Below are 9,495 nucleotides of genomic sequence, written 5' to 3' on the forward strand. Positions count from 1 at the left end.
TCCGCGAAGCGGCAACATCTTTCTTCGTGCGACTAGCGGCCGCGATAGCAGTGGCTGATCGTGCGCGGCAAGAAGGTCGGCATGACCAAACCGAACCAGGCCGCGTCGAGAGCGACCGACCTGGCGGACCGGCAGTTTCGGGTTCTGGCGCAGAACACGCGGCTCATGGCCGATTCACCTACATCCGCCTGATCACCGATGTTCGTCTACCGCGTTCGTCGTCGATGCCTACGCCAGCTGCGTCCTCGGCTCGGAATGCTCGACCAGCGAAGACGCCACGTTTGCGGAGAAGGCGATCCGGCCCGCGGTCGCTCTGCGGGCTCGCGAAGGTCTTCCGGTCGGTGGAGCGATACATCATTCCGATGTGAGGTCTCGATACACCGCAGTGAAACTCGTGGAAGCACTGGCGGTCTCGGATCTCCGGCGGTCGGTCGGGTCGGTCGGTGACGCCTACGCCAACGCGTTGGCAGCAACCACGATGCGGCTCCACACAACCGACGCGATCCCCAGCGATTCCTGTTTCGGCGCGATCCGCTGACCCGGCTCGACGACGTCGAGCTCCTCAGCGAGGACTGAGTCGGCTGGTTCAGTCCCGAATCGTGCACTGCTGGGGCTGCAACCATCGGCCGAACACGAGACGGGCTGCTATGCACTGAACGTCGCGCAATCGGCTGGGGGTTGGGTAAAACCGGTGCATCGAAGCGAGAGCGGGTCAGCCACCGCTGAGCTGGCCTACCGCCCCACGCACTGCCGCGTATCCATCACCCAACAGACCGTGGCCTCAGGCCGAGCCGGCGAGCAACAGTTCGTCCCGGTTGATGTGGAGTTGCTGCGTGATTGCCCGCTTACTGAATACGAAGTCGCGGGGGCGGTTGATACAGTCGGCGGCAACGAGCTCGCCGGCGCGGAGGTAGAAGCAGGTGAAGTCGCGGTCCCCGGTTGGGTCCCCGCTGAGGACGACTTCGTCGTATCCGGTGTTGAGGCCGGCGATCTGGAGCTTGAGATCGTATTGATCCGACCAGAACCACGGAAGCGCCGCTATCTTCCTGGACTTCCCGTTGATGGTCGCGGCCGCGACCTTGGCCTGCTCGCTGGCGCTCGGCACCGACTCCAGGCGTATACGGCGGCCGTAACGGGCCATCCGGTGACTGGCGCAGTCCCCAGCCGCGACGATATCGGGGTCACTGGTCTGAGCCTGGTCGTCGATTACGACTCCGTTGTCGACGACCAGATCTGCGGCGGCCGCGAGCTCGGTGTTCGGCTCCACGCCGATGCCGACGATGACGAGGTCGGCGGGAATCGCTTCACCACAAGACAGGACTACCTCTCGGACCCGGCTGTCGCCAGACACAGCCTCGACCAGCGCGTGCGTGCGGATGTTCACGCCCTCGTTCCGATGGATTCGGTCGAAGAACGCCGAGACCTGCGGGGCAGTGACCCGTTCGAGGACGCGCTCGGTCGCCTCGAGCACGGTGACTTCAAGACCCAAAGCTCGCAGGGAGGCGGCCGTCTCCAGTCCGATGTAGCCGCCGCCGACGATCACGGCCCGCCGCCCGGGGCGGGCAGCGGCTCGGATCATCTCGACATCGGCGGCGGTGCGTAGGTAGTAGACCCCTGCCAGATCGGCGCCCGAGGTGGCGAGCCGACGAGGGCGGGCACCAGTGCACAGCGCGAGCTTGTCATAGGGCAATGCGTCGCCAGTGCTCAGTGCGAGGCGACCAGCCGATCGATCGATCGCCTCTACTGTCGCATCCACGAGTTTGATTCCCTGCTTGCGATAGAATTCCGCGCTGCGGATCGCGAGCTCGTCAATTGTGCTCTTCCCGGCCAGATAGGCTTTCGACAGCGGAGGGCGTTGATAGGGTAGAGTCGGCTCCTCGCCGATGAGGACGACCTCGCCCGTCCACCCATCCTGGCGCAGACTGGCCGCGAGTTGGACTCCACCATGGCCGGCCCCGACGATGAGAGCTCGCTGTAGACTCATACGTCTGCCTTCGGAGTGAGGCGGACCATCATCTTGCTGATGCCCCGCACGAAGTTGGACTGCACGTACTCGGGCTCCCCCACGACCTCGATATTCTCGAAGCGAGGAAGCAGCTCCTCCCAGAGGATCCGAAGCTGCAGCTCGGCCAGCCGGTTGCCCATGCAGCGGTGGACGCCGAAGCCGAAAGCGATATGGTTGCGGGCGTTGGACCGGTCGATTATGAACTCGTCCGGTCGTTCGAACACGCGCTCGTCGCGATTGCCCGAGGCATACCACATCACCACTTTGTCGCCCTTGCGGATGTACTGGCCGTTCAGAATTGTGTCTGCCTTGGCGATCCGGCGCATGTAGGCCAGCGGAGTTTGCCACCGGATGATCTCCGAGACCATATTGGGGATCAAGCCCGGGTTCGCCTTCAGCTTATCGAACTGGTCAGGGAAGCGGTTGAGTGCAAGCACACCGCCGCTCATCGAGTTCCGGGTCGTGTCGTTGCCACCGACGATCAGCAACAAGAGGTTGCCCAAGAACTCCATCGGGCGGTCGATCAGATTTTTGGTGTTCTCGTTACCCTGCAACATGGTGATCAGATCGAAGCCGGGTTCCTCCCCGCCGGCTGTCCGGGCCGCCTTGTCGTGCCAGAGAGCGCTGAGACCGCGCGCCATATCGCGCATGCCGGGGAATATCTTGTCAAGGTCCGAGGGACCGCCATTGGCTTGCTCCATCGAGGTCGCGAGATCTGACCAGTAGACGAGCTTGCGACGCTGCTCGTACGGGAAGTCCAGCAGGGTCGCGAGCATTCGAGCGGTCAACTCGATCGAGACGTTCTGTACCCAGTCGAACGGCTGATTCACGGGCAGGTCGTCCAGCACTTCCTGGACACGCGATCGAATCAGACCCTCCATCTCACGCAAGTTCTTCGGTGCGACAACACCCTGGACCGCGGCCCGCTGCGTGTCATGGCGTGGTGGGTCCATCGCGATGAACATCTCGACATCCAGGAAGCGCGGCGGCGCCCCGATGATAATGAACGGCTCGGCGGAGAAGACCTCATGGTTCTTGTCGACGGCCACTATGTCGGCGTGACGCGTGACGGACCAGAATGGACCGAACGGACTGTTGGGCTGATAGTGGACCGGAGCCTCGTTGCGCAACCGCTCGAAGTAGTCCTGCCAGCGCCCCTGACGATAGAGGAAGGGGTTGCTGAGATCGATGTCGGCGAGCTCGACCTCATCGACAGGCGGGATGGGCTTCTCGACGAAGAGCTTCTCCCCATTCGTCCCGGTAACCCAGCGACGCGTCTTGTCGTACAGATGTGCGCCTTGGATCTGCAGATCCATCGGGATGGTCGACTGCACCTTGGCGGTGATTGCTGAAGGAATATTCATCACGATTCAACCGTCTCTCGTTGTCACATCTGGAACTCAGGCAATTGGACGGTCAAACCGTCCCAGTCCGCGGAGGCAATCATCTGGCAGGACAGCCGAGAGGTCTGCTGGCGCTCAGGGTTCATCGCAAGCATCTCCTCCTCTTCAGGGCCGGAGAAGCCGACCCGCTCGATCCAGTGCGGATCGACGATCACATGGCAGGTACCGCACGCGGCTTCGCCTCCGCAGTCACCGTCGATGCCGGGAACCGCATTGTTTGTCGCGACTTGCATCAGTGAGCGCCCCTCTTCGAGAGGCACCTCATGCTTCTCTCCGTCGTGGGAGACAAAGGTGACAACTGCCATGGCAACTCCTGATACGTAGCCTCGATGTGAATACCTGGTAAAAGTCTTGCCGAAGAGGTGATCGACGGCTATGTTCGACAGGGGCAGAAACTTGTGAATTCGGCTCAGCGAGATGACGGTGACATCAAATGATGGGGGCATACCGTGGCGACGCCGGTGTCCCCCCGCTCGTGTTCGTTCAGCTGCTCGAGAGCCAAGCGCTTGACCCAGATACCGTCGCACAACTTCGCAACATCATGGTTCGCGAAGGAATCGACGAGCCGGCCCTGATCAAGAATGACGTCCAGATCCCGCTGCGCTGGTTTCGGGAGGTCTACCCCGAGCTCGATGCCGACCAGGCAACCCTGCTCGGCTTCGCGTTCGCCGAACAGGCCCAGCTGACATCCTTCGGCCCGCTGAGTTTCCCGCTGGTGAGCGCCGGGTCGGTGGCCGAGATCGTAGAGCTGCTCACATACCTGCCGTTGATTTCGACAGCGGTCAGCCCACAGTTCCATCCAAGTGAGCACGGCCTCACTGTCGGGCTTACCGGACACACACGTGATCCGGCTCTGGACTGCCTGGTCGTCACCTACAGTGGGTCGGCGCTAGTGCGGCTGCTCGACATGCTCGCCGACGAAGTACGGACCATATCACTCCATCTGAGCTGGTCGGCGCCAGCCTTCCCGACCGGTCACGAAAATATGCTAGCCGGGCGCGTGTTCTTCGACGCTCCGACATCGTTCCTCCATATCCCTGCCGCCACGCTCAACGAGGTCTGCCGGTTCTCCGATCCCGTAGCGTATCGACTCGCCATCGTCGATCTGCAACGAACTCTCGACCAGCGCAGCGGAGCCATACCGTTGTCGGAGAAGGTACGACGGCTGTTGGAGAAAGACCCGGGACGAAGAAGTAGCCAGTCGGTCGCCCACGAGCTGTCGATGTCCACCAGCACGCTCAAGCGTCGCCTCGCCGAGGAGGGGACCACCTTTCGCGCGTTGTGCCAGTCAGTCCTGCGCGAACGTGCGATGCTGCGGCTACTCGACCGATCCATGTCGGTGAGTGAGATCGCCACGGATCTCGGATACAGCGACCTCGCCAACTTCTCACACGCCTTCAAGCGATGGACCGGCCGCTCTCCCAACGAGTTCCGGCGTACATGACACGCGAGTTGTCCGAGCAGTTCGGAGGATTCGCCTGCGGCTACGTGCGGGCGAGGCCTACTGTTCGGCGGATGTCCGCTGCTGGTAGGGCGAGAGCTTATTCTTCGTTCCGAGTGTCGACATCTCACCAAATAGGCCCGATGACTCTCACCCCTGTGTCGTCGATCGGGCGCGAACCGTTCAGGGTCGAAGACCTCGGAATCGGTCTTGTGTTGGGGCGCGTGGTGATTGACTGCGGGAGCACCGTGAGCAGCGATTCAGAGGGAAACAATGTCCGAGCAGGTCGGAATCCGCGTCTTGTTGCGCTGACCAGAGGTACCGGGGCAGCACGAGGGGCTCCTTGATCATCAGGGCGTGGGAGTTGGGTTTACCGAGGCCGTTGATGACGTTGACACCGTGCCGAGCACTACCGAGTCCGCCCTCGCGGGCTCCTGCCATTCCGGGTGCTTGACAGGGAAGTACGCGGCGGCCGTCGTAGTGCTGGTCGCAGTATCATGAGCAGACGTATCCCGGAGACGCAGTCGGCGCTACGGTCGGCGCGGCCGGGCCAGCGGAACGATGGCGTCCCTCAGGCCAGGGTGGCGTAATCTCTGAATCTCAGGTTTCATGGAGTCGGGAGAATTGGCAGACACAGGATTGAACAGAGCGTCCTATGCTGATTCGACACGATCAATTCACTGCCGTTCTTGGCTCCACGCCGTCTGGGCTGCCCCTCCCGCAACGGGCCTACGCGACAGCCCCACGAACCGCTTCGTCGAGCTTCTCCTTCTTCTCATCGGTTGTAAGTGACCGAGCGCGAGTGTCGGGCCGCTCCGCATTCAATGCGATGGGCTGGGGGACTGGTCATGCCATCACATACGCCGTTAGCCGAGGTGTGATTCTCATTCGGAGTACCGACCGGTCCGACCACCGCTTCACAGTGGGGCCGTTCGGGCAGATTCACCTGCCCGTCGCCATTCACCGCGCCCTCGGTATCCTCCCGGGAGATTGCGTCCTACTCATCCCATTGCCGGAGTGCGCTACTGTCGCGGTCATCCCACCCGGAGTTGTCGAGGACACGCTCTCCGATGGTCTTGGCGATCGGTCGGCAGCGCCATGACCACCAATGATCTAGAGGTCGCACGGGCACTTCTCGCTCGCCTCGGTGTCCAGCCCGAAGCACTGCTGCGAACGCCACACGAGAATGGTCGAACTCCAACCTTTGCCGAGTACACACAGCGGGTCGAGGCAGCGGTGTCGGAAGGCGCGGCGGACCTACCTCCGCTACTGGCGAAAGCTTGCGCAGCGGAGGCCGCACCGCGGCATAGACGAACCAACCTCTCTCGAGCTTCAGGCACTTGTCGAAGAAGCCCGCCAGAACGCAATCGTTCGACGGAACAGCCGTGGCGGACGCTCCGCCGCTGAGCGTCCATGGCTGCCAGCCAGTCGCGAAAGGCTGGATCCTGCTGGGCATACTCGAACCCAGCATCCTGGTCATCGTTGCTCATCGTTGCCTGCCCATTGCGTCGTTCTCACCGTCGCCCGTGCATTCTCCGACTGCTGCCGCTCCGACGCGGTCGACTGTTCACGTTGCGCACCGGCGTCTTCCGTGCGGAGGCAGGCGAGAAGGTCGTGGCCGAATCGCGGTGGGACGAGTCCGAGATCGGAGCTGGCGTTCCACAGACAACCGGCGTCGGAGACGATGCGATCAGCGAACTGGAGGGCCTGGATCAGCGCATGCTCCGAATCGACTCCGCCGATCGTGTACACCGTCGTGTGTTCTGGGATGCCGTCGATTCGGATCGAGCACCCGTAGCCACTGCCGCCGTCGAATTGAGCGGGTAGTGCGAACTTGACCAGAACCCGCTCGCCATTTCTGGTCAGCTCGCGTTCGGCGATCGGCGGGCCGATGAACTCTCGCAGCTGCACGGCCCGATCCTATGATCAGTCGCTACCGCGAACACGAAATTCGGCGAGCTGAATCGAAATGACGGCGCTCTGCGGTGTGGCCGAGATGACTGTCACTGTCACCGCCGTTTCCTGCTCCCGCCCTCTGTGCCAGGTTCCAGGTATTTGGGCAGTGTCAGTGCGGCGTCGATGGTTGCGCGCATGTTGTCGAGGAAGGGGAAGAGTACGCCGTCCCATTCGTCGGGTTTGCTGATTTGTGCGGCGAGGAGGCGGCGGAAGTATTGGCTTTTGGCGCCGGTGGCGATAGCGATGGCACCGCCGTGGGTGTCGGAGTGGGTGAACAGGTAGGGGTGCCCGTCCCCTCTGGCGACGGTATCGCGGGCGGCGTCGAGGTAGGTGCTGGTTTCGGTGGTGGTGAAGTCGCGTTGTAGTGCGGTGAGGTAGATGTCGGTGGTGCCGATCGGGGCGACTTGGGTGTGGGCGTGGTCGGCGCAGGCGCCGCCTTTTTCCCGGAAGTTCTTCGCGCCGTGCTCGAAAACATGGGCTTCTGCCCCGAATTCGGCGGTGAGCCAGGTTTTGACACCGGTGAGGAGGGTGTCGAATTCGGTGTCGAGGTGGTCTGGGAGGTAGCCGAGCGACAGGATGTGCTCGCGCGGGATGATGAGGGTGTAGCCGGGGACGAGGGCGCCCGCGCCGGGGACGACGATGAAGTTCTCGCTTTCGTAAAGTAGATACGATTCGCCGATGTCGCGGCCGAGGAGGTCCCACAGCAGGTGGGAGTCGGGGCGGCGTTCGATTTCGGCGCAGGAGATGCAGATTGCACGGCGGTCATCCATGGTGAGCGTCTTTCGGTTGTGGTTCGTCGGTGAAGACCTGCCCAGTGGCGTCTAGCCGCTGTTGAACGTCGGCCGTGATGCGGCGCGCGGTGTCGATGGTGTGGGCAGGCGGCGGGTCGCCGAGGCAGGTCATGTTGGTGGTGATCTGTTCGGCTCTGGTGACTCCGACCAGGACTGCGGCGTTGTCACTGCGTTGCAGGCACGACCACAGAGCGATGCGGATCAGGTCAGCGGGGTCGGGGCCGGCGAGGCGTCGGAGTTGGTCGAGTCCGTCGGTGATGATCGTGACTGCCGTCGGTGTGAACCAGCGTTTGCGGGATCGGTGGTCGCCGGGTCCGAATTGGCGGGGCCGGGTGGGGTGGTGGCTGCCGGTGAGCAGGCCTTGGGCGAGGGGTTTGGTGATCAGGACGCCGCAGTTGTGGTGGTCGGCGAGTTGGAAGATTCCGGCCCGGGATTGGGGCGTGAGCAGGTTGTCGCGGACGGCCAGCACGTCTGGGTCGATGTTGTTGAACAGTTGCACGAAGCGCTGGTATTTGTTGCCGGTGGTGGCGCCGGTGAGCCGGTCAAGGGCGTGCCGGTGTGGCCCGCGCATGCCGATCGCGCGGATGAGCCCTTGGTCGCGGAATCTGCGCATGGTGTCGATTGCTGCGTCGAGGTAGGTGTCGTTGCCGCCGAAGTCGGGGTGGTGGAAGAAGTAGATGTCGAGGTGGTCGGTGCCGAGGTTGTGCAGGGTTTGTTCGAGCTGGTGGCGCATGTGCAGGGGCTGATAGCCGTGTGCGGCCGTTCCGCGGAAGTATCCGACCTTGGAGGTGATCACGACGGCGTCGCGGGGCAAATTGAGGTCCCCGAATGGTGGACAGGGGGTCAAGCGGCTGTAGCAGCGCACATTGGTGTCGATGAGTTCTGCTTCATCTTGGCATCGGTGTATTGGTCCACGGTGCCATGCCCACGGAAACTGACCAAAGCCGAGGAGAAGCGAGGGATCCGTTCCTATACCCCTCCGACGGTCGCACAATTCTGCGAGGGCGCAGACCTCGCCGACGTTATCGCGATCATGGGCGCAACCGGCCAACGCCCCAGCCAGGTGCTCGGCCTCGCATGGCCGTTCTACGACCGGGAACGCCGGACAATCCGGACTGTCGGCAAGGTCGTGCGCATCCCTGGAAAGGGACTGGTCCGCGTCGTCAACGACGACGACCCGAAGAATCCCCAAGGCACGATTGCGCTCCCCGATTTCGCCGTTGAGGTCCTCGACCGACGGTGGGAGCTGCTACGGAAGAGGAAGCGGGACTGCCCACCCCCTGGCAACTACGACGTTGACCTGATCTTCCCGACATCGAAATGGACACTGCGCGACCCGGTGAACGTCAACCATCAATGGCAACGTGTCCGCGAGGCCCTCGGGCTACCGGACGATGTCGTCCCCTACTCGTTCCGCAAACTCGTCGCAATGATCTTGGATGACGAAGGGTTGTCGGCGAGGGTCACCGCCGACGTCCTGCAGCACGCCGATCCGGCCATGACTCAGCGAAAGTACATGGCCCGAGGGCGGGTGCATCACACCGCGGCTGCGGTCGTCCACAGTGCGGTGATGGCCGGGCTCGGCAAGCCGGCGCAGGATGACGCCGCAATCGGACGTGACGCGACTTTCTTGAGACTTAGTTGCGAGTTCGGCGGCCGTGGTACGAAAATGGCCCCTGACCGTGCAGAGTGAACTGCTGGTCAGAGGCCTTTTCCTGCTCCCCCATCTGGACTCGAACCAGAAACCTGCCGATTAACAGTCGGCTGCTCTGCCAATTGAGCTATAGGGGACTATCCTGTTGGCTCGTTTCGTTCCGGGCGAGCCGAGGTGAAACTTTAGCGTATCGGTGGGCGGGGGCCCAAATCGTGTCGTCAGCGGGGGTTGAGGGGGCGCTGAGC

Annotated in this window: 9 protein-coding genes and 1 tRNA gene; 3 read left to right on the plus strand and 7 right to left on the minus strand. The window is 62.8% G+C overall.

What is annotated here, in order from left to right; genetic code table 11:
• Positions 1 to 60: 60 nt before the first annotated feature.
• The gene (locus GV790_RS31385) at positions 61 to 192 is read left to right on the plus strand and encodes a hypothetical protein (protein ID WP_255220970.1); all 132 of its coding nucleotides are present in this window, start codon (positions 61 to 63) and stop codon (positions 190 to 192) included.
• A 589-nt stretch (positions 193 to 781) separates the two neighbouring features.
• On the opposite strand, the gene GV790_RS25910 is transcribed toward GV790_RS31385, so the two are convergent.
• From GV790_RS25910 to GV790_RS25920, 3 genes are read right to left on the minus strand one after another with little or no spacing between them, the layout of a single operon-like run.
• Complete coding sequence (locus tag GV790_RS25910) at positions 782 to 1,984, minus strand: NAD(P)/FAD-dependent oxidoreductase (RefSeq protein ID WP_014349801.1); 1,203 nt, start codon at positions 1,982 to 1,984, stop codon at positions 782 to 784.
• Entirely contained in the window at positions 1,981 to 3,369 is a 1,389-nt protein-coding gene (locus tag GV790_RS25915) for a cytochrome P450 (protein ID WP_036542643.1), read from the minus strand. The genes GV790_RS25910 and GV790_RS25915 overlap by 4 nt, the downstream gene beginning before the upstream one ends.
• 23 nt (positions 3,370 to 3,392) lie before the next feature.
• The gene (locus GV790_RS25920; RefSeq protein ID WP_036542641.1) at positions 3,393 to 3,713 is read right to left on the minus strand and encodes a 2Fe-2S iron-sulfur cluster-binding protein; all 321 of its coding nucleotides are present in this window, start codon (positions 3,711 to 3,713) and stop codon (positions 3,393 to 3,395) included.
• A 131-nt stretch (positions 3,714 to 3,844) separates the two neighbouring features.
• Between GV790_RS25920 and GV790_RS25925 the strand changes: the two genes are divergently transcribed.
• Positions 3,845 to 4,852, plus strand: a complete 1,008-nt coding sequence (locus tag GV790_RS25925) for a helix-turn-helix domain-containing protein (RefSeq protein WP_048833994.1) — start codon at positions 3,845 to 3,847, stop codon at positions 4,850 to 4,852.
• Between the two features lie 1,473 nt (positions 4,853 to 6,325).
• On the opposite strand, the gene GV790_RS25930 is transcribed toward GV790_RS25925, so the two are convergent.
• The 3 genes from GV790_RS25930 to GV790_RS25940 form a co-directional block, all read right to left on the minus strand.
• Positions 6,326 to 6,760, minus strand: coding sequence for a DUF6968 family protein (locus GV790_RS25930; protein ID WP_014349796.1), 435 nt, complete (start codon positions 6,758 to 6,760; stop codon positions 6,326 to 6,328).
• A gap of 98 nt (positions 6,761 to 6,858) precedes the next feature.
• Positions 6,859 to 7,575: a hypothetical protein gene (locus GV790_RS25935; protein WP_014349795.1), complete on the minus strand. Its 717-nt coding sequence runs from the start codon at positions 7,573 to 7,575 to the stop codon at positions 6,859 to 6,861.
• Complete coding sequence (locus GV790_RS25940; RefSeq protein ID WP_197538408.1) at positions 7,568 to 8,392, minus strand: aldo/keto reductase; 825 nt, start codon at positions 8,390 to 8,392, stop codon at positions 7,568 to 7,570. The genes GV790_RS25935 and GV790_RS25940 overlap by 8 nt, the downstream gene beginning before the upstream one ends.
• On the opposite strand from GV790_RS25940, the gene GV790_RS25945 reads away from it, so the two are divergent.
• Positions 8,309 to 9,289: a tyrosine-type recombinase/integrase gene (locus GV790_RS25945; protein WP_178128356.1), complete on the plus strand. Its 981-nt coding sequence runs from the start codon at positions 8,309 to 8,311 to the stop codon at positions 9,287 to 9,289. The two genes, GV790_RS25940 and GV790_RS25945, sit on opposite strands and share 84 nt — an antisense overlap.
• Positions 9,290 to 9,314: 25 nt before the next feature.
• Here the strand turns inward: GV790_RS25945 and GV790_RS25950 are convergent.
• A tRNA-Asn gene (locus tag GV790_RS25950) sits at positions 9,315 to 9,387 on the minus strand.
• Between the last annotated feature and the right edge of the window lie 108 nt (positions 9,388 to 9,495).

Origin of the sequence: Nocardia cyriacigeorgica, from assembly GCF_010858045.1 — a bacterium.
Classification (GTDB): domain Bacteria; phylum Actinomycetota; class Actinomycetes; order Mycobacteriales; family Mycobacteriaceae; genus Nocardia; species Nocardia cyriacigeorgica_E.